The organism is Microbacterium sp. ISL-59, assembly GCF_018613945.1.
Classification (GTDB): domain Bacteria; phylum Actinomycetota; class Actinomycetes; order Actinomycetales; family Microbacteriaceae; genus Microbacterium; species Microbacterium oxydans_B.
In genome coordinates this window covers 229,247-244,645 of sequence record NZ_JAGGPG010000004.1, presented here as the reverse complement: position 1 = coordinate 244,645, position 15,399 = coordinate 229,247, and the positions used below count along the sequence as shown (strand labels likewise).

At 68.8% G+C, this 15,399-nt stretch carries 13 protein-coding genes, 1 tRNA gene and 1 pseudogene; 2 read left to right on the top strand and 13 right to left on the bottom strand.

Annotated features, from left to right (window positions below; translation table 11 throughout):
• Positions 1-15 precede the first annotated feature (15 nt).
• The 9 genes from J7E45_RS14655 to J7E45_RS14615 form a co-directional block, all read right to left on the bottom strand.
• The gene (locus J7E45_RS14655; protein ID WP_215070260.1) at positions 16-1,128 is read right to left on the bottom strand and encodes a DegT/DnrJ/EryC1/StrS family aminotransferase; all 1,113 of its coding nucleotides are present in this window, start codon (positions 1,126-1,128) and stop codon (positions 16-18) included.
• A 45-nt stretch (positions 1,129-1,173) separates the two neighbouring features.
• A tRNA-Cys gene (locus tag J7E45_RS14650) sits at positions 1,174-1,244 on the bottom strand.
• A gap of 13 nt (positions 1,245-1,257) precedes the next feature.
• Positions 1,258-2,493, bottom strand: coding sequence for a pyridoxal phosphate-dependent aminotransferase (locus J7E45_RS14645; protein ID WP_215070258.1), 1,236 nt, complete (start codon positions 2,491-2,493; stop codon positions 1,258-1,260).
• An 11-nt stretch (positions 2,494-2,504) separates the two neighbouring features.
• Positions 2,505-3,866, bottom strand: a complete 1,362-nt coding sequence (locus J7E45_RS14640) for an aminotransferase class I/II-fold pyridoxal phosphate-dependent enzyme (protein ID WP_215070256.1) — start codon at positions 3,864-3,866, stop codon at positions 2,505-2,507.
• A 104-nt stretch (positions 3,867-3,970) separates the two neighbouring features.
• Positions 3,971-5,350, bottom strand: coding sequence for an NAD(P)/FAD-dependent oxidoreductase (locus tag J7E45_RS14635; protein WP_285229007.1), 1,380 nt, complete (start codon positions 5,348-5,350; stop codon positions 3,971-3,973).
• 124 nt (positions 5,351-5,474) lie between these two features.
• Positions 5,475-6,287, bottom strand: coding sequence for an ABC transporter permease (locus J7E45_RS14630; RefSeq protein WP_105710546.1), 813 nt, complete (start codon positions 6,285-6,287; stop codon positions 5,475-5,477).
• A 7-nt stretch (positions 6,288-6,294) separates the two neighbouring features.
• On the bottom strand, positions 6,295-7,122 hold the full coding sequence (locus tag J7E45_RS14625; RefSeq protein WP_029262205.1) for an ABC transporter permease: 828 nt from the start codon (positions 7,120-7,122) through the stop codon (positions 6,295-6,297).
• A gap of 74 nt (positions 7,123-7,196) precedes the next feature.
• Positions 7,197-8,384 (bottom strand): extracellular solute-binding protein, encoded by a 1,188-nt coding sequence (locus J7E45_RS14620; protein ID WP_167634587.1) that lies wholly within the window; start codon positions 8,382-8,384, stop codon positions 7,197-7,199.
• Positions 8,385-8,457: 73 nt separating this feature from the next.
• On the bottom strand, positions 8,458-9,525 hold the full coding sequence (locus J7E45_RS14615) for an ABC transporter ATP-binding protein (protein WP_215070252.1): 1,068 nt from the start codon (positions 9,523-9,525) through the stop codon (positions 8,458-8,460).
• Positions 9,526-9,641: 116 nt separating this feature from the next.
• On the opposite strand from J7E45_RS14615, the gene J7E45_RS14610 reads away from it, so the two are divergent.
• Complete coding sequence (locus J7E45_RS14610) at positions 9,642-10,433, top strand: FadR/GntR family transcriptional regulator (protein WP_215070251.1); 792 nt, start codon at positions 9,642-9,644, stop codon at positions 10,431-10,433.
• A 37-nt stretch (positions 10,434-10,470) separates the two neighbouring features.
• Complete coding sequence (locus tag J7E45_RS14605; RefSeq protein WP_091028527.1) at positions 10,471-11,172, top strand: cache domain-containing protein; 702 nt, start codon at positions 10,471-10,473, stop codon at positions 11,170-11,172.
• A gap of 13 nt (positions 11,173-11,185) precedes the next feature.
• Here J7E45_RS14605 and J7E45_RS14600 read toward each other — a convergent pair.
• From J7E45_RS14600 to J7E45_RS14585, 4 genes and pseudogenes are all read right to left on the bottom strand, one after another.
• A pseudogene (locus J7E45_RS14600) lies at positions 11,186-12,153 on the bottom strand (acetylxylan esterase).
• A gap of 24 nt (positions 12,154-12,177) precedes the next feature.
• A complete protein-coding gene (locus J7E45_RS14595; RefSeq protein WP_105710549.1) occupies positions 12,178-13,113 on the bottom strand; it encodes a carbohydrate ABC transporter permease in 936 nt (311 codons plus the stop codon).
• Entirely contained in the window at positions 13,103-14,044 is a 942-nt protein-coding gene (locus tag J7E45_RS14590; RefSeq protein ID WP_215070250.1) for a carbohydrate ABC transporter permease, read from the bottom strand. The genes J7E45_RS14595 and J7E45_RS14590 overlap by 11 nt, the downstream gene beginning before the upstream one ends.
• Before the next feature lie 4 nt (positions 14,045-14,048).
• On the bottom strand, positions 14,049-15,356 hold the full coding sequence (locus J7E45_RS14585; RefSeq protein ID WP_215070249.1) for a sugar ABC transporter substrate-binding protein: 1,308 nt from the start codon (positions 15,354-15,356) through the stop codon (positions 14,049-14,051).
• Between the last annotated feature and the right edge of the window lie 43 nt (positions 15,357-15,399).

Sequence of the window (15,399 nt, the reverse complement as noted above, 5' to 3'; positions counted from 1 at the left end):
GCGGGAGCCCGGCGGTCACCCGCCGGCCGACATCACGGCCTCGAGACCGTTGATGACCCGGTCGAGGTCTTCACGCGAGAGCGACGGGTGCACCGGGATCGAGAGCACCTCCTGTGCCGCCCGCTCGGTTTCGGGCAGGTCTTCCACGGGGGCGTACCGCTGCAGCGAGGGCAGCCGGTGGTTGGGGATCGGGTAGTACACACCGGCCCCGACAGCGTGTTCATCGCGCAGGGCGTCCCGCACCCGGTCACGCTCGCCCCCGGCGATGCGCACCGTGTACTGGTGATAGACGTGCTCGGCGCCGTCGGCGACCCGCGGGATCGTGAGCCCGTCGATGCCGGCGAGCCCGGCATCGAGCAGCGCCGCATTCCGCTGACGCTGCCGAGTCCACTCCCCCACCTTCCGCAGCTGCACGCGACCCACCGCGGCGTGCACCTCGCTCATGCGGTTGTTGTACCCGACGATCTCGTTCGCGTACTGCGTCTCCATCCCCTGGTTTCGCAGCAGCCGCATGGTGCGGGCGATGTCCTCGTCGGCACACGCGACGATGCCGCCTTCGATGGCCGTCATGTTCTTGGTCGGATACAGGCTGAACATCCCGAACGCGCCGATGGTGCCGGCCGGACGACCGCGCCAGGCGGCGCCGTGCGCCTGCGCCGCATCCTCGTAGATCGCCAGGCCGTGCTCGGCCGCCACCGCTTCGATCTCGTCGACGAGGAAGGGATGCCCGTACAGATGCACCGGCATGATGCCCTTCGTCCGCGGAGTGATAGCCTCGCGCACCCGTGCCGGATCGAGGGTGAAGTGCACCGGCTCGATATCGACGAAGACCGGGGTCGCGCCCGCGAGGACGACGGAGTTCGCCACCGCAGCGAACGTGAATGAGGGCACGATCACCTCGTCGCCCGCCCCCACCCCCGAAGCGATCAGGCCCAGCAGCTGCCCGCTCGTGCCCGAGTTGACCGCGACCGCCGTGCGACCCTGCAGGAACTGCTCGGCGAACTCCGCCTCGAACGCGGCGACCTCCGGGCCCTGCGCGAGCATCCCGCTGCGCAGCACGCGCTCGACGGCCGCCACTTCCTCGTCGCCGATGAGCGGTTTGGCTGCGGGGATGAATGCGCTGTCCATGGCGGAAGGCCCTTCGTCGGCGTCGGCTCGAGTGAGCCCGGTCTGAGGTGGAGGCAGGAATCGAACCTGCGTGCACGGTCTTGCGGACCGCGACCTGGCCACTCGGTCACTCCACCGGGTCGGAGGCGCTCAGCGCCCTGGCGGAGAGTATCCGCTCAGAAAGGAGCCGAAGCGTCGGAGCGCGTCGGCGAGCACGTCGGTCTGGGGGAGGAAGGCGATCCGCACGTGATCGGGGGTACGCAGGTGGAACGCCCTCCCGTGCACGAGGAGGATGCGCTCCGCGTCGAGGAGGTCGAGGACCAGCCGTTCGTCGTCGTCGATGCGGTGCAGCTCCGGATCGAGACGCGGGAAGAGATACAGCCCCCCACCCGCGGCCTCGGTACGGACACCCGGAATCGCGTCGAGCGCGTCGAGCGCTGCATCCCGCTGCCGCGTGAGCCGGCCATCGGACGCGACCAGCGCGTCGAGCGAGTCATCCTGCGTCAGCGCGGCCGTGATCGCGTGCTGCGCGGGAACCGACGCACACATCCGCATGGACGCCAGCAGTCGCACGCCGGAGAGGAACTGGTCATCGGCATGGAACCCGGTGACCGTCATCCAGGCGGCACGGTAGCCCGCGACGCGGTGGGTCTTCGACAGCCCGGCGAACGTGACGCAGGGGACATCCGGCGCGATCTGGGCGGTGGAGAGGTGCTCGAACCCGGGATAGACGACCCGGTCGTAGATCTCATCGGAGAGCAGCAGCAGCCCGTGTCGTCGCGCGAGCTCGGCGATCTGCTCGAGCACCTCGCGCCCGTACACCGCCCCCGTCGGGTTGTTCGGGTTGATGAGGACGATCGCCGCGGTGTGCGGGCCGATCAGCGACTCCATCGCTGCGAGGTCGGGCATCCAGCCTTCGGACTCGACACAGGGGTAGTGCACCGGCTGCCCTCCGGAGAGCACGGTCGATGCGGTCCACAGCGGATAGTCCGGGCTCGGGATCAGCACCTCGTCGCCCGGCTCCAGCAAGGCCTGCAGAGTGAGCCCGACGAGCTCGGAGACGCCGTTGCCGACCGTGATGTCGTCGATCGAGAGAGCGGGGAAACCGCGGCGGCGGGCGTAGTGCGCAGCGATCGCCTCACGGGTCTCGGGCAGGCCGGCCGATTCCGAGTACCCGTGCGCGTGCGGGAGCGCGGAGCGCAGTGCCTCGACGATGGCCGGCGGAGCCTCGAATCCGAAGGGGGCCGGGTTGCCGATGTCGAGCCGCAGGATGGACTCACCACTGCGCTCGAGTTCGGCTGCGCGTGCCGCGACGGGGCCGCGGAGGTCGTACAGCACGCCCTCCAGCCGGGAGGAGCGTCCGATTCGATACTCGGCTTCGGCCATCCCACCCGCCCTCATGACTGCGCTCCCGTCCCGCGGGTGCCGGCGATGGCACCGGCGAGGTCGTCGACGAGGCGCTGCGTGTCGGCCTCGTCGAGGTCGTGCACGGTCAGACGCAGGTGCGTGTCACCGAACGAGCCGTCAGGATCGAGCGCGAATTCCGCACCGGAGCGGGCGAGCCAGCCTCGCAGCGCGAGACGACGGGACACCTCGGCGGTATCGCCCTGGACGTCGACCCAGACGTTGAGCCCGTCGTCGCCCTGCGCGTGCACTCCCCGTGCGGCCAGCTGCGCGACGAACGCGCGGTTGCGTGCCGCGTAGTGTGTGCGGGCGTCGGCGATCAGGCTCTGCGTGGCGGCATCGCGCAGCATCCCGGCGGCGAGCCGCTGCATCACGTGGCTGACCCACATCGTGCCGGGGCTGAGCCGCAGGGCGAGCCGGTTCGCCGTGACCGAGTCGGATGCCGTGACCGCGAGGCGCATGTCGGGTCCGAGGAACTTCGACACCGAGCGCACGAGCGCCCACCGCTGGTGCGCGGGAGCGATGACGCTGGAGTACGGCGTGGTCGAGAGCAACGAGAAGTGGTCGTCTTCGATGACCAGCACGTGCGGGTGCTCGGCGAGAACCTCGCGAAGCGCCATCGCCCGTGCCGCGGTGATGCCGACCCCGGTCGGGTTGTGCGCGCGCGGCGTGCAGACGATCGCGCGGGCGCCGCTTTCCAGGGCGGTGCGCAGGCCCTCGACGGTCATCCCCTCGCGGTCGACGGGGATCGCGACGGGCGCGTACCCGGCGAGGCGTGCGGTGTGGATGCTGGAGAGGAAGCACGGGTCTTCGAGACCGACGCGGTCGCCCTGCACCAGGCTCTGGGCGAGCAGGCGCTCGACGGCGTCCACGGCCCCGGCGGTGATCGACAGACGGAACGGACGAGGGTGGTCGGCGGCGATCCACTCCGTGGCCCATTCGGCCAGGGCGGGGTCGATCACGGACTCGCCGTAGAGCACGTGGGCGGGCTCGACTCCGGCGAAGGCGGCGGCGAGATCGGGCAGATGCGCGGCATCGGGGTTGCCGCTGCCGATGTCGCGCAGCACGGTCCCCGCGGTGAAGCCCTCGTCGGGGTTCTGCGCGGGACCGAGCACCGTCGTGCCGGTGCGGCCGCCCGTGATCGCGATACGCGCCGTGACCAGCGAGCGGTAGGCCGCGAGCACCGTGTTGCGGTTGACGCCGAGGCGGGCGGCGAGGGCCCGGACCGAGGGGAGGTGATCGCCCGGGGCGAGCTCGCCGCGATCGACGAGATCGCGCACGCTCTCCGAGATCTCGGCGGCGGTGGCGCCCGCGATGCGGTCGGAGACGTCGTCGCGATCGCGTGCCTGAGCCATGGCTCGACGCTATTCGAGATTTTGACCTATGTCAAAGTGGTACCGAGGTGGCAGAGGAGCGGGCCCGGCATCACCGGCCCCGCTCCTCCCCTACTCCCGCGCCGCTACGACGCGACCAGCACCGCCTGCGCCGCTTCGAGCCCGCTGGAGTGCGCGCTCGCGACCGAGCTCTTGATCGCCCCGGCCCAGAACAGCGTGTCCTTCGCCGGCCGGTAGATCGTGTCCTGATCCCGCTCGCCGGTCGCATACGCCCCGAGGGCGAACTCGTCGTCGCGCCAGTCGTAGTTCGACGCGTTCACGTAGTTCAGCCCCTGGTCGCCGGCGAGCTTGCGCACTCCGGCGAGCGCCGCGTCGAACCGCTCCTTCTCCGGAAGCGCGAGCAGCTCCCGCGCGCGATCCCCGGTGTCCCAGGCCACGATGAGCTGGCCGTCGTAGCCGGGCATCCCGGTGGACTCGTCCCAGAACTGGCAGGGTCCCTCGTCGTGCTGGTTCACCATGTCGAAGCTCTCCGGGCGCACCGGGTGGTCGAACTCGAGGATGGTCTTGTACGCGACGGTCTGCTTCACCGCGTCGATGGCCGCCATCCGGTCGTCCTCCAGCGGCGGCGAGAAGGTGATCGACTTCTTCTGCAGCACCCCGATGGGCACCGTGACGACGCAGGCATCCGCCTCGAACGTCTCGGATCCCGCCTGCACGCTCACTCCGGATCCGGAGTAGTCGATCGTCTCGATCGGCGTCTCCAACCGCACCTCCACGCCTTCCCCCACGGCGTTCAGGATGTCGACGTACGGCGCGAGCAGCTTGTAGTCACCGGCGTACCCGTCGGGCTCGATCACCCCGGTCTTCGACACCGTCAGGCAGGCGGTCAGCGTGTCGACGACACCGTAGGCCGGGTAGACGGCGAACTGCTCGGTGTCGACCTGGATGCCCAACAGCGCGAGCGGGTAGTTCGTCGGCGCGATGCCGAGGCGCTCCAGGTACTGCAGCGCCGACTCCTTCGCCGTCGGTTCCGGCAGCGGCACCGCGAGCGCGGGCGTGCCCTCGGGGAAGGCGTAGAAGTCGGGGGTGTCCCAGCCGACCCACGGCGTGCTCGGGCTGTAGCGGGAGAACTTGTTCTCGAACTTCCGCCCCTCGATCCCGAGCTTCTGCGCCCAGGCCCAGGTCTCGGTGTCCGGCCCGCCGTGACACAGCGATGCACCGCGCTCGTGCGGGATGCTCATCAGGGTGCGGTCGGTCCACAGGCGTCCGCCCACGCGGTCGCGCGCCTCGAGCACGATCACCTTCTTGCCGGCGTCCATCAGCTCCCGCGCGGCGGCCATGCCGGCGGAGCCCGCCCCGATGACGATGACGTCGTAGGACCCTCCTCCGCTCCCCGCGGACGGCGAGGGCGATGCCTCATCCGGGCCGCATCCGACGAGCATGATCGCGCCCGCCCCGAGCATCCCGCCCAGCACTGCACGTCGTGAGAAGACGACGTCACTCATGCGCTTTTCCATCAACGAACTCCTTTGATCGTGGAAGACCGAAAACTGCTGTGTGCCTGACTGCAGCCCCCTGCAGTCCCCCAGATCTGAGCGAACGCCGCATCCGGCGACGCCCGCGTCCGCGTCAGTCGCGCTCGTCGACCTCCTTCCCGAGCCGCTGTGAGATCCACACCGGGATGAAGGACGCGACGATGACGACCGTCGCGACGACGTTGACGACGTTGGCCTCATTGGGCCGGGCCATCTGGTTCATGATCCACAGCGGCAGGGTGTCGACGCCGGGGGGAGCCGTGAAGATCGTCACGTACACCTCGTCGAAGCTGAGGGCGAAGGCGAGGATGGCGCCGGCGATGAGCGCGCTGCGGAACTGCGGCAGCGTCACCAGCACGAATGTCTGCCACGGGCTCGCCCCGAGATCCTTCGACGCCTCCTCGATGCCGGGGTTCATCCGTCGCAGCCGCGCGAGCACGTTGTTGAACACCATGACGATGCAGAAGGTGCCGTGCGCGATGATCATGCCGTAGAACCCGACCTGGATGCCGATGGGCTCCAGGATCTGGTTGTAGGTGTTGTTCAGGGCGACACCGGTGACGATGCCCGGCAGGGCGATCGGCAGCACCACGAGGAGGTTCACGGCGCGCTGGCCGAAGAACGAGTACCGCTGCAGCGCGAAGGCCACGAGCGTTCCGAGGATCACGGCGATCACGGTGGCACCGGAGGCGACGAGGACCGAGTTCAGCAGAGCCGCGCGCACCGGCTCGCTGGTGAACGCCTTGCCCCACCATTCGAGCGAGAACCCGGTGACCGGCCAGCTCACGATGCGCGCGGAGTTGAACGAGTTGAGCACGACGAGCGCGAGCGGGATGTACATGAACGCGAGCACGATCGCGACGATGATTCCGAGCACGACCTTGGAGGTGCGGGACAGTCTCAACATGCGCGACTCACATCCTCTCCAGAGCACCGGTGCGCTGCACGCTCACCAGGTAGACGACGACGAAGGCGATCGGGACGAGCGAGTACGCGGCCGCCAGCGGCGGGTTCAGGTTGATGTTCGACGCGATCACGCTGCCGATCATCTGCGTGTCGCCGCCGACAAACCGGGCGACGAGGTAGTCGCCGAGGCTCAGGGAGAACGTGAACACCGAACCCGCGATGAGGGCGGGCTTGATGAGCGGGAGCACGACCGAGACGATCGTGCGCCACGAGCCCGCACCGAGGTCGGCAGAGGCGTCGAAGAGGTTGGGCGGCAGTTGTCGGATCGCGGTGTACACCGGGACCGCCATGTACGGCAGCCACAGGTACGTGAGGGTCAGCACGACGGTCAGGATGCTGAAGCCGGGGCCGGAGAGCCCGAGGGGTGCGAGCAGCCAGTTCGCGAAGCCCTGCTCGGTGAAGGTGATCCGCATCGCGAGCACCTTGACCAGGTAGCCGGCCCAGAGCGGCAGGGTGATCGAGACCGCGAGGAGTGCCCGCAACCAGGGCGAGGCGACCTTCGCCATGAAGATGCCGAGGGGGACGGAGATGAGCACGGCGAGCACCGTCACGGCGAGCGCGATCCCGAGGGTGCGCAGCGAGGTCGACAGGTAGGCCGGATTGACGAAGAGCTGCTCGAAGTTGCGCAGCGTGAAACCGGGCTTCACCTTCGAGGTGAAGGGGTCGGTGATCCAGAAGGCGGTCACGAGGAGCATGACCAGCGAGAAGATGTAGATCCCGATGAGCCAGCTCATCGGAAGAGCGAGGAGCCCGGCGATGCGGAGGCGGCGCTTCATGTCGATCCCGTTCGTGGTGGCGGAAGATCTGCGGAGGTGAGGGGCGGGCCGGAAGACCCGCCCCTCGATGCGGCTCAGCCCTTGACCGAGAGCCAGGCGTCCGTCCACTGCTGGAAGTTCGTGCAGGTGACGTCGGTGCGGCCGTCGATGCACTGCTCGATCGGTGTCGTCCAGAACCAGACGTTCTTGAAGTACTCCTCGTCGGTGGCGTTGAAGTAGTCGCAGTGCGCCTTCGCCTCATCGCTGGTGTCGCAGAAGGCGGCGTTCGCGGGAGCCATGCCGAAGTTCATCGCGATCGCGCCGTTCACCTCCGGCGAAGAGGAGTAGTCCATCCACGCGTAGGCGCAGTTCGGGTTCTTCGACTCGGTCGCCATCATCCAGGCGTCCGACCACCCGGTCGATCCCTCTTCCGGGAGCACGCTCTTGAACTTGTCATCCTCGGTGAGCTTGCGCAGCACCTCCCACGACGTGCCGAGCACCGTGGTGCCGCCCGCGAACGAGGTGATCTGCGCCGCGGGGTCGGACCAGTACTCGGAGACGATGTCGTTCTGCTGCTTGAGCAGGTCGATCGCCGCATCCAGCTGCTTCTGGTCGAGCGCGTACGGGTTAGTGATGCCGAGGTCGGGCTCGTGCGCCATCAGATACACCGCGGCGTCGGCGATGTAGATCGGGGCGTCGTAGGCGATGACCTTGCCCGCGTAGGGGCTGTCCTTCTCCCACGCGATGTCCCAGCTGGTGGGCTCCTCGGTCACGACATCGCTGTTGTACTGCAGGATGTTCGCGCCGCGGCCGATCGGGATGCCGTAGGACTTGCCGTTGATGGTGTCGTAGATCTGGCCCTTCATGCCCTCGACGATGTCGTCGCCGAAGTTCGGGATGAGCTCGAGGTTCAGCGGCTGCACATCGCCGCCCGCGATCAGGCGCAGGCTCGCGTCGCCCGAGGCGGAGACCAGGTCGTAGTCGCCGGTGCGCATGAGCTGGACCATCTCGTCGCTGGTGCCGGCGACGCGGCGGTTCACGACGCAGCCGGTCTCGGTGGTGAAGGCGTCGCTCCAGGCGGGCTCGACGAATCCACTCCAGGCGACGATGTTGACCTCGCCCTCGTAGTCGCCGAGCTCCTCCTGCATGGCGATGTCGGGAACGTCGATCTGGAGTCCGCCGCCACCCTCGGCCGGCGTCTCCTCTCCGCCGGTGGAACAGCCGGACAGGGCCAGGGCGGCGACCGCGGTCATCGCCGCGGCGGCCAGGATCTTCTTACGCATGGATCGCTCCTTCGTGATCGGTGCTGCTGTGTTCTCAGGTGTTCGGGTGTTGCGGTGTTTCAGGTGCGGTTCTTCAGGGAAGCCGGGCCGCGTGGTCGGGTGACCAGACGGCACGGACGTGGTGTCCGCGGGCGAGATCGTCGTCGGCGGAGTGGCGCGCGTTCGGGCGTTCGGCGATGAGGTCGAGGCCCGCGTCGGTCGTCACGAGGTAGCGGGTGGCGGGGCCCGTGTAGACGATCTCGCTGATCGTGCCGGTGAGCGAGACCTCGCCCGCGGCGAGCGCCGCATCCGGTCCGGTCAGCCGCATCCGCTCCGGACGCACGCTCATGGTCCGCCGGTCGCCGGTCAGGCTCTCGGCCAGCTCCCCGCCGATGAGGTTCGAGAGCCCGAGGAAGCGTGCGACGAACTCGGTCTCCGGGCGCTCGTACACATCCCGCGCGGTGCCGACCTGCTCGATCCGGCCGCCGTTGAACACGGCGACGCGGTCGCTCAGGGTGAGGGCCTCCTCCTGGTCATGGGTGACGAAGATGAAGGTGATGCCGACCTCGCGCTGGATCTGCTTGAGCTCGATCTGCATCTGCTCGCGGAGCTGCTTGTCGAGCGCGCCGAGCGGTTCGTCGAGCAGCAGCACCTGGGGGCGCAGGATCAGGGCGCGGGCCAGGGCGATCCGCTGCCGCTGCCCGCCGGAGAGCTGGTGCGGCAGGCGGTCGGCGACGTGGTCGAGCCGCACCTGCTCCAGCGAGGTATGCACCCGAGCGGCCCTGGCGCTCTTGCCCTCGCCGCGGACGCGCAATCCGTAGCCGACGTTGTCGGCGATGGTCAGGTGCGGGAACAGCGCGTAGTCCTGGAAGACGGTGTTGACCGGACGGGCGTGCGGAGGGGTCCTGGTCACGTCGACGCCGGAGAGGCGGATGCTGCCGGAGGTGGTGTCTTCGAAGCCGGCGATCATGCGCAGCACCGTCGTCTTGCCCGAGCCGGAGGGACCGAGCATCGACAGGAACTCGCCCGACGCGACCTCGAGGTCGAGGTCGCGGACGGCGGTGAACTCGCCGAACGACTTCGTGACGCCGCTCAGGGTCACCGTCCCGTCGGGACGGGCGGCCTCTGAGGCTGCGGGTGCTGCGGGTGCCGTGGCGATCATCTCGCGCTCCTCGGTCATCGTCGAACTCGGAAGATCCCCAAAACATATAAACCCAGAGGTAATATGTCAACAGCGAGTTTCTTGGGTATGGTGAGCGCGGAAGGGAGAATCGCAGAATGGCATCGAGTTCGACGACGCATCCGACGCACGCCCCTGCCGACCCCTCCCCGGACGCGGAGCACGAACAGCCGCACCGCCTTCAGGGCGCGCTGTTCCAGCCCATCGGCGACGAGGGCAGGGCCGAGCTCGTCGAGCGCCGCCTGGTCGACGCGATCACCCGCGGCCACCTCCGCGCCGGCGAGCGTCTCCCCTCCGAGGCCGACCTCAGCAAGAGCCTCGGCGTCGCTCCGGTGACCGTGCGCGAGGCGCTTCTCGCGTTGCGCGGTCGCGGTCTCGTCGTCACCCGACGCGGGCGCAACGGCGGCAGCTTCGTCGCCGCACACGCCGATCCCCTGACGTTCGCGCGGGAAGCGGTGCGTCGCACCTCGCGCCTCGCCCTGCGCGATCTCGGCGCGCACTACGCCGCCATCACCGGCGCCTGCGTCCGCCTCGCGGCGAGGCGCGCCGACCCCAGCGAGACCCAGCGGGTCCGTCGTCGGATGGACCGTATCGACGAACTCGACACCGAGGCGCAGCGCCGGCTGCTCGACGACGTGCAGATCGAGATCGTCGCGCTCAGCCAGTCGGCGCGATTGACTCGCGAGCAGATGAAGCTGCAGGCGGAGCTCTCGCCGTATCTGCGTCTCGTCGCGCACGAGACCGAGAATCTTCGACGGCAGGGCGCGCACCTCGCCGCCGTCATCGACGCCGTGGAGGCCGGAGACCCCGACGCCGCCGGGGCGAGGACCGAGCTCATGGCCGCCGAGACCATCGACGCGCTGATCCGGCTCCAGGCCGCGAACGGTTAGTTCCGAAGACCCGCATCGACGTGCACAGGAGGACGCGATGAACACAGCAACCGACACCGCCACCCAGGCCGCGGCCGCGATCGTGGAGGACTACTTCTCCGCGCCCGTGCGGGCCCTGGTCGACTGGGTGGGCCCGTTCGCCACCCAGGTCGCCGAGGCCAGGGCCACCGGGCCGCTCACCCGCTCGAAGATCGATGCCCTGGTGCGCCCGCATGCCCTGAAGACACTCGACCTGCGCGGCGTGCCCGTCTACGGCGCCGGGTTCATCGCGGCGATCGATCTGCTCGCCGACGCCCACAGCCACCTGGCGTGGTGGCAGGGTGACGACCGGCGGCAGCTCGTGCTCGCCTCGCAGTCGCTCAACAAGGAGAACATCGACTACAGCGCGCTCGAGTGGTACCGCGTGCCGATGACCACCGGCGAGCCGCATGTCGCCGGCCCCTACGTCGACTACCTCTGCAGCGACGAGTACACGATCACGATCGCCGTGCCCGCCGATGTGGACGGACAGCGGATCGGCGTCGCCGGACTCGACCTGCTCGTGTCGGCGGTCGAGCGGGACCTGACCCACCGGTTCGCCGCGCTGGGCAGCGAGGTCACGCTGACGAACGGCGTCGGACGCGTGGTCGTGTCGACCGATCCGCGATGGGCGACCGGCGACTCGGTGCGCGGCAGCGGTCTCGCCGACCTCCCGCGCGTCGCCTGCCCCACCGTCGCGCTGGATGTGATCGTCGGCTGACGACTGAGGGTCGCTACCCGACGATCCCGGAGAGGAACGTCGCCTGCCGCTCCCACTGCACGCCGAGTCCGCCCTCGTGGCCGTTGAAGGCGTACTCCTCGATGTCGGCCGTGCCCGCCCACGTGTTCCGCGCCGCGTACACGGTGGAGGGAGGGCAGACCTGGTCGAGGAGAGCCACCGAGAACAGGGCGGGGGCCGTCGCGCGCTTCGCGAAGTTCACGCCGTCGAAGTAGGAGAGCGTGTCGAAGACGGCGGCGGTATCGCCTCGCCGCACCGAGAGATAGCGCACGATCTCCTGGTACGGGTCACGTTCGGTCATCCCGACCGCGCGCTCGAAGTGGCACAGGAACGGCACATCCGGCATCGCAGCCGTCAGACCGCCGACCAATCCCGCGACCGCGATCGCGATACCGCCGCCCTGACTCGTGCCGGTCACCGCCACGCGGTCGGGATCGACGCCGTCGAGGGTGCGCACGGCATCGACGGCGAGCGCCCCGTCGGTGAAGACACGGCGGTAGTAGTACTCGGCGGGATCCAGGATGCCGCGGGTCATGAAGCCCGGCGATGACGGTCCTGCTCCGTGGGGATCGGGAGTGTCGCCGCCCGTGCCCCACCCGGCACCCTGCCCCCGCGTGTCCATGAACAGATGCGCGAATCCGGATGCCGCCCAGGCGAGCCGCTCGTGCGGGAGCCCCGCCCGCCGCCGTACCCGTTGTACTCGACGACCGCGGGAAGCGCCTCGCGGGCACCCGCGGGCCGGGTCAGCCAGGCGCGGACGGGGTCGCCGTCGAATCCGGAGAAGGTCACGTCGTGCACCTCCACCGCCCGCAGCGGCGACTCCACCCGCCGCAGCCGCACCGGCTGAGCTCGCTCGCGCGACTCCCGCAGCGTGGCCGACCAGAAGTCGTCGAAGTCATCGGGTTCGACGACCTCGGGCCGGTACGCGCGCAGCTCTTCAGGGCTCAGATCGAAACGAGGCATGACAGCATCCTTCCAGGCCGAGCATCAGCCCTTGAGCCCCGTGTTCGCCAGGCCCTGCACGAACTGCTTCTGCGCGACGAGGAACACGAGCAGCACCGGCACGACCGTGAGGGTCGTCGCCGCGAGCTGCACGTTCCACATCGGCCCGCCGTAGGCGTCCACATACTGAGTCAGGGCCTGCGGCAGCGTGAACATGTCCTTGCTCGAGAGGTACACGATCGGCTCCAGGTACAGGTTCCACGACTTCAGGAACGTGAAGATCGCGACGGCGGCCAGCGCGGAGCGGGAGAGCGGGAACGCGATCCGCCAGAAGATGCCCCAGCGACCGAGCCCGTCCATCCGGCCGGCCTCCTCGAGCTCGCCGGGGAGCCCCAGGAAGAACTGCCGCATGATGAACACCGCGAGGACCGCCGGCGCCCCGAAGATCGGCACGACGATGAGCGGCCAGTGCGTGTCGATGAGTCCGAGCCCGTTCACGAAGCGGAACAGCGGCACGATCGTCACTTCGCTGGGCACCAGCAGCCCGACCAGCACGACGAGGAACAGCGCGTTGGCACCGGGGAAGCGGATCCTCGCGAACGCGTATCCGGCCATCGCCGCGACCAGCATCGTCCCCACCGTGACGAGAGCCGCGATGTAGAGGCTGTTCCAATACTGCTGGGCGAACGGCTGCAGACGGAAGACCTCACCGTAGGCGGAGACGGTCGGATCCTGCGGCCACAGCGTCGGCACCTTCTGCAAGATCTCGCTCATCGGCTTGAAGCTGCTGGTGACCATCCACAGCGTGGGGAACACGAACGGAATGCTCAGCACCGCCATCAGCGCGATCAGACCGGCACCGACCCAGCGGCGCTTCGTCTTCGCCCCGCTCGGGCGGATGCGGCGCCGATCGTCACCGGTGACGACGGCACGCGTGGTGATGTCGTCGGTCTGCACGCGGTCGTCGATGTCAGTTCTCATGGAACACCCACCTCTTCCTGGTCTGCCACTGGATGAGAGTCAGCACCAGGACGATGAAGAACAGCAGCACCGCGATCGCACTCGCGTAGCCGAAGTCGTTGAAACGGAAGGCCTGCTGATACAGGTAGTAGACGAGCACGGTCGTCGAGTTGCCGGGCCCGCCGCCGGTGAGGACAGCGATCTGGGCGAACACCTCGAGCGAGCCGACGATGGTGAGGATCATCACGAGCAGGATCGTGGGACTGATCATCGGCATCGTGATCGAGCGGAACCGCCGCCACGCGCCGGCACCGTCGATGCGCGCGGCCTCGCTGATCTCCTCCGGCACCGCCTGGAGTGCCGCGAGGAAGAGGATCATGTTGAGGCCGACGTTCTTGAACACCTGCACGACGATCACCGCGATCATGGCGGTGACGTCGCCGCGGAGCCAGTTCGGTCCCTCGATGCCGATCAGGGAGAGGAAGCCGTTGATCCCGCCGTCCGCCTGCAGGAGGAAGCTCCAGACGATGGTCCACGCGACGAGCGAGACGACCACGGGCGAGAAGAAGAACGTGCGGAAGGTCGTGGTACCCGGAAGCTTCTGGTTGAGCAGCACGGCGAGGAACAGCGCGAGGGTGATGTTCAGCACGACGAGCCCGATCGAGAACCAGAGGCTCACGAGCAGCGAGTTGTGCAGGCCGGGGTCGGTCAGCATCCGCTCGTAGTTGTCTGCGCCGGCGAACACGAAGGTGTTGGCCAGCACGTTCCAGTCGTGCAGCGAGAACCAGACGACGGCGACGAGCGGTGCGATCACGAAGGCCAGCGAGCCGAGCACCACCGGCGCGACCATGGTGTAGCCGACGATCCAGTCGCGGCGGCCCAGCGCGGAGCGGCGAGGACGTGGTCCCCTCCGCTCCGCGCCGGCTACCGCCTGGAGGGCGGATGCGGTCATCCGATCAGCCCTCCAGCAGCGGTGCGATCGCTTCGCAGGTCGAGGTGAGCACTGCTTCGACATCGGCATCGGCGACCCAGAGGGCGTCGAGTTCGGCGCGCACCGCATCCTGCAGCTTCGCGAAGTTGACGTGCGCCGGCTTGGTGATCGCACCCTGGATCCCGTCGACCACGACGGCCTGCAGCTGCTCCTCGCTCAGTCGCGGGTTCGCCGCGGCGAGGGTCTCGGCGTTCAGCAGCGACTCGCGGGGCGGCGGGAAGTACGTCGCGAGCTTCTCCGCGTTCTCCGGGGCGGTGAAGTAGGCGAGGAAGTCGGCGGCGATCTCCGGATGCTCCGCATTGGCGAACACCCCGATGCCGGCCTGCCCGATCACGTTCTGCTGACTCTCGGGACCGGCGGGGAGCGGCACGATGTCCCATGCGAACGAGTCGTCAAGCGCCGAGGCGCGGCTGATCTGCGTGATCGTCATCGCGGCGTCCCCGGCGAAGAAGTCCGCCGTCACCCCCGGGCCGGGCATGGCCTTGTCGACGAACGCGGCGTCGTGGATCCAGGTGAGCGCGTCGACCATCTCCGGGTCGGTCAGCGTGCATTCACTGCCGTCCGCGCTCCAAGGTGCTGCTCCCCAGCCACCCCAGATGCTGGCCAGGTTCTCCCAGACGCGGTAGTCGAAGTCGCGCACCACGAGGCCCTGCTTGCCGGAGGACTGCGCGGCCGCAGCCGAGATGTCCCGCGCGGCGTCATAGGTCCAGTCGCCGGATGCGACCAGATCGGCCGGGTTGGGCTGTCCGGCGGCTACGACCTGGTCGGTGTTCACGAACACCGCGAACGGGCTGTTCGAGAACGGGTAGGCGTACAGCCGATCGTCCTGTTGCCACAGTGCGAGCGACGACTCCACGAGGTCGTCATAGTCGTAGCCCTCGGTCTCCTTCAGCGTGTCGGTGATGTCGGCCAGCGCACCCGACGAGACGAACTCGGGGGCGTAACTCTCCAGGATCCAGCCGAGATCGGGGGCGTTGCCGCCGGCAAGCTGAGTGGTGAGGGTGGTGGTGTAGTCCTCGAACGGGATCGGCTCGAAGGAGACCTCCGAGACGAGCTCCGGGTTGTCGGCGACGTAGGCGTCGGCGATCTCCTGGAACATCGCCAGCTGGGTCTCGTCGGCCGTCCAGACGGTCATCCGCAGGGCGACGGGCTCGTCGGGGGTCTCTGCGGCGTCAGGGCTGCCGCTGCATCCGGCGAGGACGAGGGCGGTGGCGGCGATGCCGCCGCCCAGGGCCATCGCGGTGCGCGCGCGGCGCTTCATGTGGGGGGTCATGCTCACTCCTTCGTGGTGATGATCGGGTTCACGGTGATCGGGC